Annotated in this window: 16 protein-coding genes; 5 read left to right on the top strand and 11 right to left on the bottom strand. The window is 72.7% G+C overall.

Features of this window, described 5'->3' with window-relative positions; genetic code table 11:
* Positions 1-58: 58 nt before the first annotated feature.
* Positions 59-565, bottom strand: a complete 507-nt coding sequence (locus tag JK361_RS21610) for a CGNR zinc finger domain-containing protein (RefSeq protein ID WP_201820850.1) — start codon at positions 563-565, stop codon at positions 59-61.
* Between the two features lie 83 nt (positions 566-648).
* Between JK361_RS21610 and JK361_RS21615 the strand changes: the two genes are divergently transcribed.
* Positions 649-1,008 (top strand): VOC family protein, encoded by a 360-nt coding sequence (locus JK361_RS21615; protein ID WP_201820852.1) that lies wholly within the window; start codon positions 649-651, stop codon positions 1,006-1,008.
* A gap of 20 nt (positions 1,009-1,028) precedes the next feature.
* Positions 1,029-1,418, top strand: a complete 390-nt coding sequence (locus JK361_RS21620) for a VOC family protein (RefSeq protein WP_201820853.1) — start codon at positions 1,029-1,031, stop codon at positions 1,416-1,418.
* A gap of 186 nt (positions 1,419-1,604) precedes the next feature.
* On the opposite strand, the gene JK361_RS21625 is transcribed toward JK361_RS21620, so the two are convergent.
* Positions 1,605-2,741 (bottom strand): dipeptidase, encoded by a 1,137-nt coding sequence (locus JK361_RS21625; protein WP_201820854.1) that lies wholly within the window; start codon positions 2,739-2,741, stop codon positions 1,605-1,607.
* 130 nt (positions 2,742-2,871) lie between these two features.
* Positions 2,872-3,231, bottom strand: coding sequence for a MerR family transcriptional regulator (locus JK361_RS21630; protein WP_201820855.1), 360 nt, complete (start codon positions 3,229-3,231; stop codon positions 2,872-2,874).
* Positions 3,232-3,294: 63 nt separating this feature from the next.
* On the opposite strand from JK361_RS21630, the gene JK361_RS21635 reads away from it, so the two are divergent.
* Positions 3,295-4,434 (top strand): alkene reductase, encoded by a 1,140-nt coding sequence (locus JK361_RS21635; protein WP_201820856.1) that lies wholly within the window; start codon positions 3,295-3,297, stop codon positions 4,432-4,434.
* Here the strand turns inward: JK361_RS21635 and JK361_RS21640 are convergent.
* From JK361_RS21640 to JK361_RS21650, 3 genes are read right to left on the bottom strand one after another with little or no spacing between them, the layout of a single operon-like run.
* Positions 4,374-5,561 (bottom strand): dipeptidase, encoded by a 1,188-nt coding sequence (locus JK361_RS21640; protein ID WP_372448734.1) that lies wholly within the window; start codon positions 5,559-5,561, stop codon positions 4,374-4,376. The genes JK361_RS21635 and JK361_RS21640 overlap by 61 nt on opposite strands.
* A gap of 5 nt (positions 5,562-5,566) precedes the next feature.
* Positions 5,567-6,088 carry a 5-(carboxyamino)imidazole ribonucleotide mutase gene (gene purE, locus JK361_RS21645; protein ID WP_201820859.1) on the bottom strand — a complete coding sequence of 174 codons (522 nt, stop codon included), beginning with the start codon at positions 6,086-6,088 and terminating at the stop codon, positions 5,567-5,569.
* Positions 6,085-7,224, bottom strand: a complete 1,140-nt coding sequence (locus tag JK361_RS21650; protein WP_201820860.1) for a 5-(carboxyamino)imidazole ribonucleotide synthase — start codon at positions 7,222-7,224, stop codon at positions 6,085-6,087. The genes purE and JK361_RS21650 overlap by 4 nt, the downstream gene beginning before the upstream one ends.
* A 182-nt stretch (positions 7,225-7,406) precedes the next feature.
* Here JK361_RS21650 and JK361_RS21655 point away from each other — a divergent pair, with 182 nt between their 5' ends.
* On the top strand, positions 7,407-7,910 hold the full coding sequence (locus tag JK361_RS21655; RefSeq protein WP_201820862.1) for a GtrA family protein: 504 nt from the start codon (positions 7,407-7,409) through the stop codon (positions 7,908-7,910).
* A gap of 179 nt (positions 7,911-8,089) precedes the next feature.
* Here the strand turns inward: JK361_RS21655 and JK361_RS21660 are convergent, their stop codons facing one another.
* Entirely contained in the window at positions 8,090-9,361 is a 1,272-nt protein-coding gene (locus JK361_RS21660; protein ID WP_201820864.1) for a sensor histidine kinase, read from the bottom strand.
* A gap of 35 nt (positions 9,362-9,396) precedes the next feature.
* Positions 9,397-10,074, bottom strand: coding sequence for a response regulator transcription factor (locus JK361_RS21665; RefSeq protein WP_030653180.1), 678 nt, complete (start codon positions 10,072-10,074; stop codon positions 9,397-9,399).
* A 494-nt stretch (positions 10,075-10,568) separates the two neighbouring features.
* Here JK361_RS21665 and JK361_RS21670 point away from each other — a divergent pair, with 494 nt between their 5' ends.
* Positions 10,569-12,074: a peptide MFS transporter gene (locus tag JK361_RS21670; protein WP_201820866.1), complete on the top strand. Its 1,506-nt coding sequence runs from the start codon at positions 10,569-10,571 to the stop codon at positions 12,072-12,074.
* Positions 12,075-12,348: 274 nt separating this feature from the next.
* Here the strand turns inward: JK361_RS21670 and JK361_RS21675 are convergent, their stop codons facing one another.
* Genes JK361_RS21675 through JK361_RS21685 form a run of 3 tightly spaced genes read right to left on the bottom strand, consistent with a single transcriptional unit; the run spans position 12,349 to position 15,760 of the window.
* Positions 12,349-13,671 (bottom strand): hypothetical protein, encoded by a 1,323-nt coding sequence (locus JK361_RS21675; RefSeq protein ID WP_236053367.1) that lies wholly within the window; start codon positions 13,669-13,671, stop codon positions 12,349-12,351.
* 2 nt (positions 13,672-13,673) lie between these two features.
* Positions 13,674-14,834 carry a hypothetical protein gene (locus JK361_RS21680; RefSeq protein WP_201820868.1) on the bottom strand — a complete coding sequence of 387 codons (1,161 nt, stop codon included), beginning with the start codon at positions 14,832-14,834 and terminating at the stop codon, positions 13,674-13,676.
* On the bottom strand, positions 14,831-15,760 hold the full coding sequence (locus JK361_RS21685; RefSeq protein ID WP_236053368.1) for a COG1470 family protein: 930 nt from the start codon (positions 15,758-15,760) through the stop codon (positions 14,831-14,833). Before JK361_RS21685 ends, JK361_RS21680 begins: the two co-directional genes overlap by 4 nt.
* Positions 15,761-15,793 lie beyond the last annotated feature (33 nt).

Below are 15,793 nucleotides of genomic sequence, written 5' to 3' on the forward strand. Positions count from 1 at the left end.
GCGTCTGTCCGCATTCTGCACCACGGGGCACATACGTGGCCGATGAAGGTCGCGTGGTTCACCGCTCCCTCGCCCGGTACCGGCGCATCTTCGCGCGGGCCCCGCACACCTGCATCGAGCACCAGCGCCCGCGGCCGGCCGGGCTGCGGTCGTAGTAGGCCCAGTGGCAGGTGTCGGCCTCGCACGCCTTGAGTCTGGTCCAGGTGCCGGCGACGAGCGCCTCGGCGACCGCGGCGGCGACCTGGGAGAGCAGTGCGCCCGCGTCGGCGGCGGTGAGGCGGGCCGAGCCGTCGTGGTCGTCGACGGCGACGTACAGCGGTGCCCGCGCCAGCAGTGTGCCCAGCGGGGTCACCGTGCGGTGCGGCGGGTGGCCGGCGTGGGCGAGCAGTGCGGCCCGCAGCGACTCGCGCAGTTCCCGGGCCTCGGCGAGCCCCGCCTCCGTGATCCCGAGGCGGCCGCGGCCCTCCGGGGTGTCCAGCGAGTCGGCGCCCGTCTCGATGTCCAGCGTGTTCACCAGCGACTCGACCAGGGCCAGGCCGCCGGGAGCGGCCGATCTCTCGCTCATGCTTGCGACGTTACCTCTTGTGCGGGAGTATGCAGTAACCGTTACCGGTAACCCATTCCTATGGGTAACACCTGGAGGTAGTCATGGCTCTCGCCAAGCTCGGTGTCGTGGTGCTCGACTGTCCCGACCCCCGTGCGCTGGCCGGCTTCTACGCCGCGGTGCTGGGCGGCACGGTGGAGGGGGACGGGGACTGGGTGGACCTGAAGGTGCCCGGCGGGCAGGCGCTGGCCTTCCAGCAGGCGTCCGGGTTCGTGCCGCCGGAGTGGCCCGCGGCGGACCGCTCCCAGCAGTTCCACCTGGACCTGACCGTGGAGGACCTGGACGCGGCCGAGAAGGGGGTGCTGGAGCTGGGCGCCCGGCCGCTGGACGCGGAGGACCGGTCCCGGACCTTCCGTGTCTACGCCGATCCCGCTGGGCACCCGTTCTGTCTCTGCGCCTGCTGAACAGAACAGGAGAACCCACCATGGCGTCCGTGGCCCGATTCCGTTCCGTCGTGCTCGACTGTCCCGACCCGCACACCCTGGCCGCCTTCTACGCGGCGGTGGCCGGGGGCGTTCCGCGGGCCGAGGACGACGACTGGGTCGTCCTTCAGGTCCCGGACGGGCCGCGGCTGGCCTTCCAGCGGGCCGAGGGGCACACCCCGCCGGAGTGGCCGCGCGCGGACCGCAACGGCCAGCAGTTCCATCTCGACTTCGACGCCGGCTCCACCTGGGCGGACGTCGACGCGGCGCACGAACGGGTGCTCGCGCTCGGCGCCCGCCCGCTGGACCTGGAGGACCGCGAGAAGAAGGACTTCCAGGTGTACGCCGACCCGGCCGGACACCCCTTCTGCCTGTGCCGGATCGAACGGTGACGGTGCCACGAGGGGCGTCCAGGCCACCGGTCCATGTGCACGCCGACCCAGCCGGACACCCCTTGACGCCTGTGCCGGATCGAACGGTGACCGTGCCGCGAAGGGCGTCCAGGCCACCGGTCCATGTGCACGCCGACCCGGCCGCGCACCCCTTTCCGCCTGTGCCGGATCGAGCGTGACCGTGCCTCAGGGGGTGCCGAGGTCGCCGATCCGTGCGGTCGAGGCGTCCCGGCGGTGCTGTGCGGCCCGGGCCGTGAAGTCCGCGCTGCGCAGCACCCGCTGCACGTTGCCCCAGGTCAGCAGGGCCAGCTCGGCCTCGGACCAGCCGCGCCGCAGCAGCTCGGCGATCAGGTGCGGATAGCGGGAGGCGTCGGCGAGGTCGCGGGGGTGGACGACCCCGGAGTCGTAGGTGCCGGACAGGCCGACGCACTCGGGGCCGGCCACGTCGCGGACGTGGTCGAGGTGGTCGGCGACGTCCGGGACGGTCGGACCGGTCTGCTCGGCGGTCAGCGGCACCATGCACAGGCCCTTGGCCGCGCCGAGGGCGACGAGCAGCTCGTCGGGCAGGTTGGCTGGGTGGGGGCGCAGGGCGCGGGCGGCGGACCGGGTGCACAGCACCGGGGTCTTGGACAGGGCGAGGGTCCGCTCGGCGGTGGCCGGTGAGGCGCCGGTGACGTCGGCGAGCACACCGAGCCGGTTCATCTCGCGCACGACCTCCTCCCCGAACCGGGTCAGCCCCGACGCCCCGGCCCAGGCGGTGCCCGCGAGGGTGAGGACGCGCAGGCCGAGGTCCCGCAGGATGCGCAGGATGCCGAGGGAGTCCTCCACCGCGGCCCCGGGCGCGGGTCCCAGCACGACGGCGACCCGGCCGCAGTTGCGGGCGTCGATGATCTGACCGGCGGTGCGCACCAGCCGCAGCCCCTCGGGGTGGGCCTCGACGACCGTGCGCACCAGGTCCAGCTGCTCCAGGGCCGCCGACACCGCGCGCCCGCCGCCCGGCCCCTCGGGCAGGTGCAGCGACCAGAACAGCGCGCCCACATGCCCCTCGCGCATCCGGGGCACGTCCGTGTCGACGGCGGCCTCGCCCAGCTGAAGGTCGTACCAGGGCAGATGGCGCAGGGCCCAGGGCAGGCCGCTGTAGCCGTCGGCGACCGGGTGCTCGGCGAGCAGGGCGTGCGCCTGCGCCAGCAGTTCCGCGGCCGGCTGTTCCGGATGGGGCGCCGCGCCGTCGAGCGACACCGGTACGGGGGGCGGCGCGTCCGGCAGGATGTCGTCCTCGCCGACCTCGGTCGTGGTGGGGATGTCGTCCTGAAGGTCGGCCATGGCAGGGCTCCGTACGTCGTCCTGGGCTACGTCGGTCGTGAGCTGCGGCGTGCTGCGGCTGGCGTACCGACACGGTCGCACGGAGCGGACGGAACCTTCCTGGTGAGTGGGGCGTTCGGGGGTACGCCGGTCAGCTCTCGCGGGCGGTGCGGATCACGTCGTCCAGCGTCTCCCGGGAGCGGGCCAGGTCGGCGATCAGGCGGTCGATACGGTCGCGTTCGGCGGTGAGGTCGGCCACCAGCTTCGGGGTGGCGACCGCCGAGGGGCCGCCGTCCCGGTCGCGCATGCAGGGCAGCAGCTGGCGGATCTTCTCGCTGTGCAGTCCGGCCGCGTACAGCTCCTGGATGCGGATGACCCGGTCGACGGCCGCCTCGGGGTATTCGCGGTGTCCGCCGGGGGTGCGGTCGCTGGCCAGCAGCCCCTGGGTCTCGTAGTAGCGCAGGGAGCGCTCGCTGACGCCGGTGCGCCGGGCCAGTTCGCCGATCTTCATGCCGGGGCCTCCGCCCTGAGCAGGCTTGAATCTGACATCAGTGTCAAGTTCTACCGTGCGGGCATGACGCAGACAACGGACTTCCTGGCCCCGGCCCGGCTCGGCCGGCTCGCACTCCCCCACCACCTCGTGATGGCTCCGCTGACCCGCAACCGCGCGGAGGCCGACGGCACCCCGACGGACCTGATGGTCACCCACTACGCGCAGCGGGCCTCGGCCGGACTGATCATCGCGGAGGGGTCGACGCCGAACGCGGTCGGGCAGACGTACCCGGACATCACCGCGATCCACACCGACCGGCACGTGGCCGGGTGGCGGCGGGTCACCGACGCGGTCCGGGCGGCCGGCGGGCGGATGTTCCTCCAGCTCCAGCACGGCGGCCGGGTCGGCCACCCGGCGACCACCGGCCTGACCCCGGTCGCGCCCTCCCCGCTGGCGCTGCCGGAGACGATCTTCACGCCGGGCGGTCACCGGCCGGCCGCCGTCCCGCGCGAGATGACCGCCGACGACATCCGGACCACCGTCGCCGACTTCGCCGCGGCGGCCCGCCGGGCCGTCGAGGCGGGCTTCGAGGGCGTGGAGGTGCACTCGGCCAACGGGATGCTGCTGCACCAGTTCCTCGCGGACAACACCAACCGCCGCACGGACGCCTACGGCGGCTCCGTCGGCCGGCGGGTGCGGTTCGCGGGGGAGGTGACCGAGGCGGTGGCCGACGCGATCGGCGCCGAGCGGGTGGGTATCCGGATCTCCCCCGGCTCCACCGTCAACGGCGTCCTGGAGGAGGACACCGAGGGCCTCTACGCCGCGCTTCTGGACCGCCTGAAGGGCCTGGACCTCGCCTATCTGCACCTGGTGCGCTCCGCACCGGAGGCCGGCTGGTACCGGCGGATCCGCGCCGACTGGCCCGGCGTGCTGATCGGCAACCCGGAGCTGACCGACCTCACCACCGGGGCCGTCGCCGGGGCCGCCCGGGAGATGCTGGCGGCCGGCGCCGACCTGGTCGCGCTCGGCCGGCCGTTCCTCGCCAACCCGGACCTGGTGGAGCGGCTGCGGCGCGGCGCCCCGCTCAACCCGGTCCGGGACCGGTACTTCATGTACGTGGGCGGGGCCGCCGGCTACAACGACTACCCCGCCCTGGACCGTCAGCCGGCCGTGCCGTCCAGCGACTCGACGGTGGCGAGGGACGGGGAGCGTGTGGCTTGAAGGTCCCGGGCCACGTCCTCCGCCGCGCCCAGCACCCGCACCGCGTTCTGCCAGGTCAGCTTGGCCAGGTCGGCCTTGGACCAGCCGCGGTCCAGCAGCTCGGCGAGCAGGTTCGGGTAACCGGAGACGTCGTCCAGGCCGTCCGGGGTGAACGCGGTGCCGTCGTAGTCGCCGCCTATGCCCAGGTGGTCGATGCCGGCCGCCTCGCGCATGTGGTCCAGGTGGTCGGCCACCGTCGACACCGTGGCGACCGGGCGCGGGGTACGTTCCTCGAAGGCCCGGTGGATCTTCATGGCCTCGGGGCTGGTGTCCAGGTGGTGCAGGCCGTGGGCGCGCATGTTCTCGTCGGCCGCGGCCGTCCACTCCACCGCCGCCTGGAGCACGAACTTCGGTACGAAGGTCACCATGGCCACGCCGCCGTTGGCGGGCAGCCGCTCCAGCACGTCGTCGGGGATGTTGCGCGGGTGGTCGCACACCGCCCGGGCGGAGGAGTGGGAGAAGATCACCGGGGCGGAGGCGGCGTCCAGCGCGTCCCGCATCGTCGTCGCCGCCACGTGCGAGAGGTCGACGAGCATGCCGAGGCGGTTCATCTCCCGGACGACCTCGCGGCCGAAGGCGGACAGGCCGCCCACGTTCGGCTCGTCGGTCGCGGAGTCGGCCCAGTCCACGTTGGAGTTGTGGGTGAGCGTCATGTAGCGCACGCCGAGCGCGTACAGGCCGCGCAGGGTGCCCAGCGAGTTGGCGATGGAGTGGCCGCCCTCGGCCCCCATCAGCGAGGCGATACGGCCGTCCCGGCGCGCCGCCTCCATGTCCGCGGCGGTCAGCGCGGGCGCCAGCTGTGCCGGGTAGCGGGCCAGCAGCCGGCGGACGCAGTCGATCTGCTCCAGCGTGGCCGCGACCGGCTCCGGCTGCTCGCTCGGCACGTACACCGACCAGTACTGGGCGCCGACCCCGCCCTCGCGCAGCCGGGGCAGGTCGGTGTGCAGGTGCTCGTGCTGGTCGCCGGCGATGTCCAGGGCGTCGAGGTCGTAGCCGGCGTGCTTGCGCAGTGCCCAGGGCAGGTCGTTGTGCCCGTCGACCACGGGGAACTCGCGCAGCAGCGCGCGTGCTTCGTCCAGCGCGGCCACGGCGGTCACTTCCCGAAGCCGAAGCCGCCGGCGCCCTCGACCTTGGCGCGCAGCCGCTTGCCCTTCTCGGTGGCCTGGTCGTTGAGGTCCTGCTGGAAGTCGCGCATCTTGTGCAGCAGTTCCTCGTCGTGCGCGGCGAGGATCCGGGCGGCGAGCAGACCGGCGTTGCGGGCACCGGCGACGGAGACCGTGGCGACGGGGACGCCGGCCGGCATCTGCACGATGGACATCAGCGAGTCCATGCCGTCGAGGTACTTCAGCGGCACGGGCACGCCGATGACCGGCAGCGGGGTGACGGAGGCGAGCATGCCGGGCAGGTGGGCGGCGCCGCCCGCGCCCGCGATGATCACCTTCAGGCCGCGGTCGGCCGCCTGCTCGCCGTACGCGATCATCTCGCGGGGCATGCGGTGCGCGGAGACGACGTCGACCTCGTAGGCGATCTCGAACTCGTCCAGGGCCTTGGCCGCGGCCTCCATGACGGGCCAGTCGGAGTCCGACCCCATGACGATGCCAACAACAGGGCTCATTCGGTGATCGTGCCTCTCAGGTATCCGGCTGCGTGACGTGCGCGCTCCAGCACGTCGTCCAGGTCGTCGCCGTAGGTGTTGACGTGTCCGACCTTGCGGCCGGGCTTCACGTCCTTGCCATACATGTGGATCTTGAGCTTGGGGTCGCGGGCCATGCAGTGCAAGTACGCGGAGTACATGTCCGGGTAGTCGCCGCCCAGGACGTTGACCATCACGGTCCACTTGGCGCGCGGGCGCGGGTCGCCCAGCGGCAGGTCGAGGACCGCGCGGACGTGGTTGGCGAACTGCGAGGTGATCGCGCCGTCCTGGGTCCAGTGGCCCGAGTTGTGCGGGCGCATCGCCAGTTCGTTGACGAGGACGCGGCCGTCGCGGGTCTGGAACAGCTCGACGGCGAGGTGTCCGACGACGCCCAGCTCCTTGGCGATGGTCAGGGCCATCCGCTCGGCGTGCAGGGCGAGGTCCTCGTCCAGGTCGGGCGCGGGGGCTATCACGGTGTCGCAGACGCCGCCCACCTGCTGCGACTCCACCACCGGGTAGGCGACGGCCTGGCCGTGCGGGGAGCGGACGACGTTGGCGGCGAGTTCGCGGACGTAGTCGACCTTCTCCTCGGCGAGGACCGGGACACCGGCCCGGAACGGGTCGGCGGCCTCCTCGACGCTCGCCACGACCCACACGCCCTTGCCGTCGTAGCCGCCGCGGACCGTCTTGAGGACGACCGGGAAGCCGTCCCCCTCGGCCGCGAACCGCGCGACGTCCTCTGGGTCGCTCACGATCCGGTGCCGGGGGCACGGGATGCCGATCGCGTCGAGTCTCGCGCGCATCACGCCCTTGTCCTGGGCGTGCACCAACGCGTCGGGTCCCGGACGCACGGGAATGCCGTCCGCCTCGAGGGCCCTGAGGTGCTCGGTGGGTACATGTTCGTGATCGAAGGTGATCACATCGCAACCGCGCGCGAACTCACGCAGCGTGTCGAGATCGCGATAGTCGCCGATGACGACATCGCTCACGACCTGCGCCGCGGAATCCTGAGGGGTGTCACTGAGAAGCTTGAACCTGATGCCCAACGGGATGCCCGCTTCGTGCGTCATACGCGCGAGCTGCCCCCCGCCGACCATGCCGACTACCGGGAACGTCACACCCCTAGCGTATCGGCCACACCGGGGCGTCCGGATCGCGTCCCTCTCACGATCTCTTACCCGGCACTTTCCCCCCTCTTTCCGACCTGTTTCCGGGCAGTGGCCAGGTCCACAGGCAGCGGCGCGCCCGCCCGGCTAGCATGGCGGGGTTGACGAAACCTACCGACGGGAGTTGCACAGCCATGGAACCTCGTTCCTCGGGGCTGCAACGGCTCGTACGCGAGGTGGTCAAGTTCGGCGCCGTCGGCGGCGCGGGCGTCCTGGTCAATCTCGGTGTGTTCAACCTGGTCCGGCACGTCTCGGACCTGCCGGTGGTGCGCGCCAGCATCATCGCGACGGTCGTGGCGATCGTCTTCAACTACGTCGGCTTCCGGTACTGGACGTACCGGGACCGCGACAAGGGCGGGCGCACCAAGGAACTCACGCTGTTCCTGCTGTTCAGCGCCGTGGGCCTGGTGATCGAGAACGGCGTGCTGTACCTGGCGACCTACGGTTTCGGCTGGGACAGCCCGCTCCAGAGCAACGTCTTCAAGTTCGTCGGCATCGGCGTCGCGACCCTGTTCCGGTTCTGGTCGTACCGCACCTGGGTGTTCCGTACGCTGCCGGCCCGGGAGACCGTGGCGAGCGCGGAATCGATTCTCAAGCAGGAGTCGGGGCGGCCGGCGCCGAGCCAGCGCGTGCCGTAGGGAAGCGGACCGCCGGGTCGTTCCGCGGTCGGTCGTCTGCGGCGGCGTCGTGGCCGGTCGCGCCGTTCCCCGCGCCCCCTTCGGGGCGCTGACCCGCACCCCCTTCGCGCCGTTCCCCGCGCTCCTTCGCGCCGTTTCCAGCGCCCCTTCGGAGGGCTGCCCCGCCCCCCGGCGGGCGCTCAGCGGACCGTCGGCCGGTCCTCGTCCGCCTTCCGGGCCGGGGGCGTGCGCGAGAGGAACAGGCCGAACACCGGGGGCTGTGCCTGGAGCAGCTCCAGGCGGCCGCCGTCGGCCTCCGCGAGGTCCCGGGCGACGGCCAGACCGATGCCCGTGGAGTTCCGTCCGCTGATCGTGCGCTCGAAGATCCGCGCGCCGAGGTCGGCCGGTACTCCCGGCCCCTCGTCGGTGACCTCGATCACGGCCTGGTTGCCGGTGACCCGGGTGCGCAGGGCGACGGTGCCGCCGCCGTGCATGAGCGAGTTCTCGATCAGGGCGGCCAGCACCTGGGCGACCGCGCCCGGCGTGCCCACCGCCGTCAGGTGCCGCTTGCCGGAGCTGACGATGGCCCGGCCGGAGCTGCGGTAGGCGGGCCGCCACTCGGCGAGCTGCTGCTGGATGACCTCGTCCAGCTCGAAGGAGACCGCGGAGCCGGTGCGCGGGTCGCGCGAGTTGGTCAGCAGCCGCTCCACCACGTCGGTCAGCCGCTCCACCTGCGTCAGCGCGATGGTGGCCTCCTCCTTCACCGTGTCCGGGTCGTCGGTGAGGGTGATCTCCTCCAGCCGCATGGACAGCGCGGTGAGCGGTGTGCGGAGCTGGTGGGAGGCGTCGGCCGCGAGGCGCCGCTCGGCGGTCAGCATGCGGCCGATCCGCTCGGCGGAGGAGTCCAGCACATCGGCGACCCGGTCCAGCTCGGGGACGCCGTACCGCTTGTGCCGCGGGCGGGGGTCGCCGGAGCCGAGGCGCTCGGCGGTCTCGGCCAGGTCGGTCAGCGGGGAGGCGAGCCGGTTGGCCTGCCGTACGGCGAGCAGCACCGCCGCCACCACGGCGAGCAGCGCGACCAGCCCGATGATCAGCAGGGTCCGGCCGACCTCGCGGGTCACGGCGGAGCGGGGCTCCTGCACGGTGACCGTCTCGCCCTCCTCGCCGTGCTGCGTGGAGTGGATGGTGTCGCCCTCGGGCTTGCTGCCGATCTCGATGGGCGCCCTGCCGGGCATGCTGATGACCGCGTACTGGTCCTTGCTGACGGGATTGCGGAGCACGTCCGCGTTCACGTTCTCCGCGGCGAGGATCCGGCTGTCCACGATGCTGGCCAGCCGGACCGCCTCGGACTCCACCCGCTCCTGGGCGCTGTTGCTGATCGTCCGTGTCTCGACGATCACCAGGGAGATCCCGAAGACGGCGATCACCACGAGGACGACGGCGAGGGTGGACTGGATGAGACGTCGGCGCATGCTCCGTTACCCGTGGTGATCGCTGAGGACCGGGCTCAGCTCTTCTCGAATCGGAAGCCGACCCCGCGCACCGTGGCGATGTACCGCGGGTTCGCCGCGTCGTCGCCGAGCTTCTTCCGCAGCCAGGAGATGTGCATGTCGAGGGTCTTGGTCGACGACCACCACGTGGTGTCCCAGACCTCACGCATCAGCTGGTCCCGGGTGACCACGCGGCCGGCGTCCCGCACCAGCACCCGGAGCAGGTCGAACTCCTTGGCGGTCAGCTGGAGTTCCTCGTCGCCCATCCAGGCCCGGTGGGACTCGACGTCGATCCGCACGCCGTGCGTGGCCGGCGGCTGCTGCGGCTCGGCGGCGCCGCGCCGCAGCAGCGCCCGTACCCGGGCGAGCAGTTCGGCGAGCCGGAAGGGCTTGGTGACGTAGTCGTCGGCGCCCGCGTCCAGACCGACGACGGTGTCCACCTCGTCGGCCCGCGCGGTCAGGATGAGGATCGGCACGGTGTGGCCGTCGGCGCGCAGCCGGCGGGCGACCTCCAGGCCGTCCATTCCGGGCAGGCCCAGGTCCAGCACGACCAGATCGACACCGCCCTGCATTCCGGCGTCGAGCGCGGCGGGGCCGTCCTCGCGCACCTCGACCTCGTAACCTTCGCGGCGCAGGGCGCGGGCCAGCGGCTCCGAGATGGACGCGTCGTCCTCGGCGAGCAGTACACGGGTCATGAGGTGATGGTAGACCGCCCGCGTGCGGTGCCGAGGTGTGATCGGTTCCGCGGATTCTTACCTTCGCGTCTCGCTGGTACGAACCATTGACCTGGGGATGCGATCGTAGAAGGGACCTTCGAACCCGGGCGTGCGGTTCCCGCGACACCTGTGATCCCGGTCTCAAGTCCTTCCATATCCGGCAGTGTCCTGCCGTATGGTGACCTGAACGCCTGTAGTACACACCGGGGACCTTTGGCGGGCATTGGACGCTGAAGGTCTCTTTTGCGTGCGGGCTGATCAAGATCAGCCTTGAAAGGAATGACCTCTGGCCGGGCTCCGGACGCGACGACGCGTCGTGGGGCGTGGATCCCGGTGGTCGCCGTCCGCCACTCCGTGATCCGGAGCGGACTCCCCCTGGGCGTGGGGGTGGACGTCCGACCTGCCGGTGCCGGCCGCACCCCCACCGGGCGCGCAACGCTCCAGCCGCGCGTCCCGACGAGCAAGGAACGACCATGGCGTCCAGCCTGACGAAGGACTCGGTCCGCCCGGGCACCCCCGGTTCCGAGAAGACCTTCTTCGGCCACCCCCGCGGACTGGCCACCCTCTTCATGACCGAGATGTGGGAGCGTTTCTCCTACTACGGCATGAGGGCTCTGCTCCCGCTGTACCTGGTGGCCCCGGGTGGCCTGCACCTGAGCGCGGGCACGGCCAGCGCGATCTACGCGGTGTACCTGTCTCTCGTGTACCTGCTCGCGCTGCCCGGCGGCTGGTTCGCCGACCGTGTACTCGGCCCCCGCAAGACGGTCGCCGTCTCGGGCATGATCATCATGCTGGGCCACCTGTGCCTGGCGCTGCCCGCCGCCGCGAGCTTCTACGTCGGCCTGGTTCTCGTCGCCATCGGTTCGGGTCTGCTGAAGGCCAACATCTCCACGATGGTCGGCCACCTCTACGACGGCCCGGAGGACCCGCGCCGCGACGGTGGCTTCACGCTCTTCTACATCGGCATCAACCTCGGTGCCTTCGTCGCCCCGCTGGTGATCGGCACCGTCGGTGAGAACGTCAACTGGCACCTGGGCTTCGCGCTGGCCGCGCTGGGCATGGCGCTGGGTCTGGTCCAGTACCTGCTGGGCGGCCGCCACCTGAACCCGAAGAGCAGCGAGGTCCCGACCCCGCTGTCGGCCGAGGAGAAGTCCGCCACGCTGCGCAAGGGCCTGATCTGGCTGGCCGTCGCCGTGGTCTTCTACGGCATCGTCGGTGGCACCGGTCACTTCACCCTGAACTGGGCGCTGATCCCGCTCACCCTCATCGGTCTGATCGTGCCGATCCTGGTCATCGCCCGCATCCGCCGGGACAAGGACCTGGACACCGCCGAGCGTTCGAAGGTGTCGGCGTACATCTGGTTCTTCGTCGCCGCCGCCGTCTTCTGGATGATCTACGACCAGGGTGGTTCGACCCTGTCGCTGTTCGCCGAGAAGAGCGCCAAGAACTCGGTCTTCGGCTGGGAGTTCCCGGTCTCCTGGTACCAGTCGGTCAACCCGGTCATGATCATGGCCCTGGCGCCGGTCTTCGCCTGGCTGTGGCTGTGGCTGAACCGGCGCGGCAAGGAGCCGAGCACGATCGTGAAGTTCTCCTCCGGCCTGGTGCTGGTCGGCGCGTCCTTCTTCGTCTTCCTCGCCCCGCTGTCGATCGCCGAGGGCGGTCACAAGGCCGCGGCGATGTGGCTGGTCGCGATCTACTTCGTGCAGACCGTCGGTGAGCTGACGCTGTCCCCGGTGGGTCTGTCCGTGACCACGAAGATGGCGCCGAAGAAGTACGCCTCCCAGATGATGGGCGTCTGGTTCCTCGCGGTGACCGCGGGCGACTCCGTCACCGCCCTGCTGTCGAACCCGGCCGTCGGGGGCGTCAACCTCGACAAGATGGGCTTCGTCGCCCTGGAGGCCGGGCTCGCCGTGGTCGCCGGTGTCGCGGTGTGGATGTACCGCAACAAGGTCAAGCAGATGATGGGCAACGTCAACTAGTCGACGGGACCCGGTCGGTAGAGGGCCTCCGCACCCCTGGGGTGCGGTGGCCCTCCGCGTTGTCCGGCACGGTCCTCGCCGGGTCCGGCACGGTCCTCCCCGGAGCCGGCACGGTCCTCACCCGGATCCGGCACGGTCCTCGCCCGGGTCCGGCACCGCCGGCCGGTGGTGTCGGGGCCGCTCGGCGTCGCGGCGGGAGAGGAGTCACCGGCGTATTCGGAGTCACGGCGGGACAGGAGTCACCGGCTTATTCGGCGTCGCGGCGGGACATGACTCACCGGCGTGTTCGGCGTCCCGGCAGGAACGTGAACACCGCGCCGCCCAGCAGGATGGCGGTGCCCGCCACCAGGCCCAGGGCCTTGAGCGCGCCGTGGTCGGACGCGCCGGTCTCGGCCAGGCCGCCGTCGTCGCCGGTCGCGGCCGCGCCCGCGGAGCCGCCCGACGCCGAGGAGCCGCCCGACGTCGAGGAGCCGCCCGACGTCGACGTACCGCCGGCCGCCCCGCCGGGCTGCCCGGTGGTGTCCAGGGTCAGCGAGACCTCGGTCTTCTTCGGCGTGCAGGTCGTGGTCGTCCCGAGCGCCTTGACCGTCAGCACGCCCGGCGACAACGTCGAGGAGCCGCTCGCCCCGGGCTTGTAGGTGCCGGTGAGGTCGGGGATCTCGATCGGGTCGCCGGCCTTGACGGGGCTCGCGTTGGTCGGCCCCTCCACATGCACGGTGCCCTTGTCGGCGCCGCCCAGCACCACCTCCATGGACGGCTTCACGGAGTCCTTCGGGATCTCGGCGGGGCTGTCCATGACCGACTTCTTGAACTGCACGGTGAGGGCGTAGCTCCCGCCGCTCTTCCTCGCGTTGATCTGCACCGGCGAGGTGGCGCTCTTGTCGCCGATCGGGGTCTTGCAGGCGTACGGGACCTGCACCTCCTTGCCGGTGAAGTCGGTCTGCCCGGTGCCGCCGGTCGCCGTCGGCGTGGCGGTGGCGGTGGCCGTGTGCGTGGGGGTGGCCGGCCCGGTGGGTGTCGCGGAGTGGGTGGGCGTCGCGCTGGACGTGCCGCCGCCGCCCGCCGTCACCTGGATCGTCGCCGCCTTCTGCACGGTCTCCTTGGGTGTGCACTTGGTGTCGGTCGACATCGCGTTCACGGTGTACGCGTCCGGGGTCAGTGTCACCTCGCCCGCGGCGGTCAGCTTCAGGGTGCCCTTCATGTCGGAGAGCACCATGGCGCCGCCCTTGGGGATCGCGGGGTTCTCCCTGGGGCCCCGCAGCGCGACGTCGGCGGTCTGCGCACCGGCGGCCTTCAGCACGCCGGACGGCTGGACGGAGTTCGCGGGCAGGTCGATGATGTCCGGGTTCTTGGACGCGGCCTGGACGAACTTCCACCCGATGTCCACCGTGTCGCCCACCTTCGCCGTGGCCGGCGCGGTGATCTCGACCTTCGTGGTGCCGTCGACGGGGTCGATGCCCGCGGGCGGCACGCAGTGGGTGGCGTACGACACCTCGGCCGCCTGGGCGGGGGCCACCGCCGGGCCCAGCAGGACGCACCCCGCACAGAGCACCAGCAGGGCGCCCGTGCTCCCGGCCGTTGTGCCTCTCCTTCGCATGCTCACGTGGGTCCCTTCGTGGTGGGAGTCGTAGGACTCGTCGGGCTGTCGTCGTGCGGTGCGGAGGACCGGCCGGCCGGGCCGTCCGGAGCGGAGTCCGGGGTGAACCACGGCAGGGTCGGAGTCGGGTCGGCCGGGCCGGCCGGCGGGGTCGGGGGCCCGGAGGTGCGGGAGCGCGGCAGGGGCAGGAGCGCGGCGGCCCGGGGCAGGCGCGACAGGGCGGCGGGCCGGGGCGGGCGCGACGGGGCGGCGGGCCGGGGCAGGCGTCGCCGGTGGCCGGCGCGGCCCGGACGGCGTGGCCGGACCCGGTTCACCACGCCCATGCCGATACGGAACAGCGCGGCCGGGACGACCAGGCAGAGCAGGATCCAGAACAGCGTCACACCCCATGGCCGGCCCACGCCCCACGGCTGCTCGGCGAGTACCCGGCCGGCGTACTTCAGCGTCACGGTGTAGTCGCCGTGCGCCCCGGCCGACAGCTCGACCGGCAGCCTGATCTGCGCCTTCTTGCCGGGCGCCAGGGTGCCGTGCCACTGCCGCTCGTCCCACTCGGGGGCGAAGACGCCGTGCGCGGTGCCGACCTGGAACACCGGGTTCTCGATCGCGCCGGTGCCGGTGTTGCCGACGGTGAAGACCAGGGTGCGGTCCGGCGGTGCCCCGAACCAGGTCAGCAGGCCGCCCGATCCGGTCAGTCGGGTGTCGGAGAGCACGGCCAGCCGGCCGGCGGAGCGTTCGGCGGGCAGCGGGGCCACGGGGTGTCCGGCGACCTCCAGAACGGTGTCCGCCTCGGCCCTGGCGCCGGTGACGGTGGCCACGTGGACCACGCAGGGGCAGGGCACGGGCGGTTCGGTGACCGGCAGTCGCCGGCTGAAGCGGCCGTCGCCGTCGGTGGTGACCGCCCGGCCGTCGCCGTTGGCGCATGAGTTGGTGCCGCCGATGACGCCCCGGTCCGGGGTGGCCCGCCCGCACACCAGCATCATCAGCAGCGTGCGGGGCCGCCAGCCGGTGCCGTTTACGGTGACCGAGCCGCCGGTGCCGGCCTGGGTCGCCGACAGTCTCACGGCGGGTCCGTCCGCCGCACCGGCCGGGCCGGCCGGTGCTGCCAGGGTCAGGGCCAGGGCCAGCAGCAGCGCGGCGACCGCCGGCAGCGCGATCCGCCTCACGACACCGCTCCCGTCGGCTCGGCCGCGGCGGGCGGGGGCGCGGTCGGCGTCCGGTGCCCGCGCCGCCGCCGGAGCAGTACGGCCGCACCGGCGGCCACCGCCGCCGAGCCGCCGGTCACCGCGCCCCACGGTACGAACGCGGCCGACGTGTCCGCCGTGTCGCGCGCCCCGCCCGCCGCGGTCACCGTCAGCCGTACCCGCACCTCGTCCAGCACCGGCCGGCCGGGCCACGGCTCGCTGAGCGTGCGCCGGGCGCCGGGCGGCAGCCGGACCGGCAGGGTGCGCGGAGCGCGGTCCAGGACCCGGCCGAAGACGCCGTCGGCGCGCACCGCGAGCCTCGGCACGAGGACGGTCGTACCGCGGTTGACCAGCTCGTACGTGATCCGGTCCGGGTGTACGGCGAGGTGCTCGACGGTCAGCGCGGCAAGCGCGGGGCCGCCGACGCGCAGCCGGACCGGCACGGTCGCGGTACGGCCGTGCGCGTCCCGCGCGACGATCGCGCCGGTACGGTCGCCGGGCCCGGCGTCCCGGGGCACCGTCACCGTGAAGGGCACCTCGGCGCGGGTGCGGGCCGGGATCCGCAGGCCGCTGCGGGCGAACACCGCCGGGACGCCGGAGCCGCGCAGCCGGACCGAGACCGGGGCGCGGCCCCGGTTGGTCACGGCCACCGTGTCCCGCAGGACCGCCCCCGCAGTGCCCTCGGCGTAGAACGCAGGACGCCCACCCCCCAACGGCGCAAGCCCCCACCCACCGGCCAACGCGCCAGCGGGCTGCGCGACGGCGGAGGGAGCGACGGCCAGCTGGGCGGCGGTCAGCAGGGTGACGAGCGCGAGGGGGGTGCGCGGGGTGCCGCTCGGAGTGCGTCGGGTGCCGGGGGTGCGGGGGGTGCGCGGCGGCGGGCCGAGGGCGCGTGCGGCGGGCGGCATGGGCGGCTCCAGCGGTGGTGGCCGGACGGTTCA

The sequence above is a fragment of the Streptomyces musisoli genome (genome assembly GCF_016741855.1).
Classification (GTDB): domain Bacteria; phylum Actinomycetota; class Actinomycetes; order Streptomycetales; family Streptomycetaceae; genus Streptomyces; species Streptomyces musisoli.

Coding starts and splice junctions, on each gene's coding strand:
- JK361_RS21635 (WP_201820856.1), top strand. CDS start 3,295: ATGACGCAGACAACGGACTTCCTGGCCCCGGCCCGGCTCGGCCGGCTC.
- JK361_RS21675 (WP_236053367.1), bottom strand. CDS start 13,671: ATGCGAAGGAGAGGCACAACGGCCGGGAGCACGGGCGCCCTGCTGGTG.
- JK361_RS21625 (WP_201820854.1), bottom strand. CDS start 2,741: ATGGCCGACCTTCAGGACGACATCCCCACCACGACCGAGGTCGGCGAG.
- JK361_RS21665 (WP_030653180.1), bottom strand. CDS start 10,074: ATGACCCGTGTACTGCTCGCCGAGGACGACGCGTCCATCTCGGAGCCG.
- JK361_RS21610 (WP_201820850.1), bottom strand. CDS start 565: ATGAGCGAGAGATCGGCCGCTCCCGGCGGCCTGGCCCTGGTCGAGTCG.
- JK361_RS21630 (WP_201820855.1), bottom strand. CDS start 3,231: ATGAAGATCGGCGAACTGGCCCGGCGCACCGGCGTCAGCGAGCGCTCC.
- JK361_RS21655 (WP_201820862.1), top strand. CDS start 7,407: ATGGAACCTCGTTCCTCGGGGCTGCAACGGCTCGTACGCGAGGTGGTC.
- purE (WP_201820859.1), bottom strand. CDS start 6,088: ATGAGCCCTGTTGTTGGCATCGTCATGGGGTCGGACTCCGACTGGCCC.
- JK361_RS21620 (WP_201820853.1), top strand. CDS start 1,029: ATGGCGTCCGTGGCCCGATTCCGTTCCGTCGTGCTCGACTGTCCCGAC.
- JK361_RS21670 (WP_201820866.1), top strand. CDS start 10,569: ATGGCGTCCAGCCTGACGAAGGACTCGGTCCGCCCGGGCACCCCCGGT.
- JK361_RS21615 (WP_201820852.1), top strand. CDS start 649: ATGGCTCTCGCCAAGCTCGGTGTCGTGGTGCTCGACTGTCCCGACCCC.
- JK361_RS21685 (WP_236053368.1), bottom strand. CDS start 15,760: ATGCCGCCCGCCGCACGCGCCCTCGGCCCGCCGCCGCGCACCCCCCGC.
- JK361_RS21660 (WP_201820864.1), bottom strand. CDS start 9,361: ATGCGCCGACGTCTCATCCAGTCCACCCTCGCCGTCGTCCTCGTGGTG.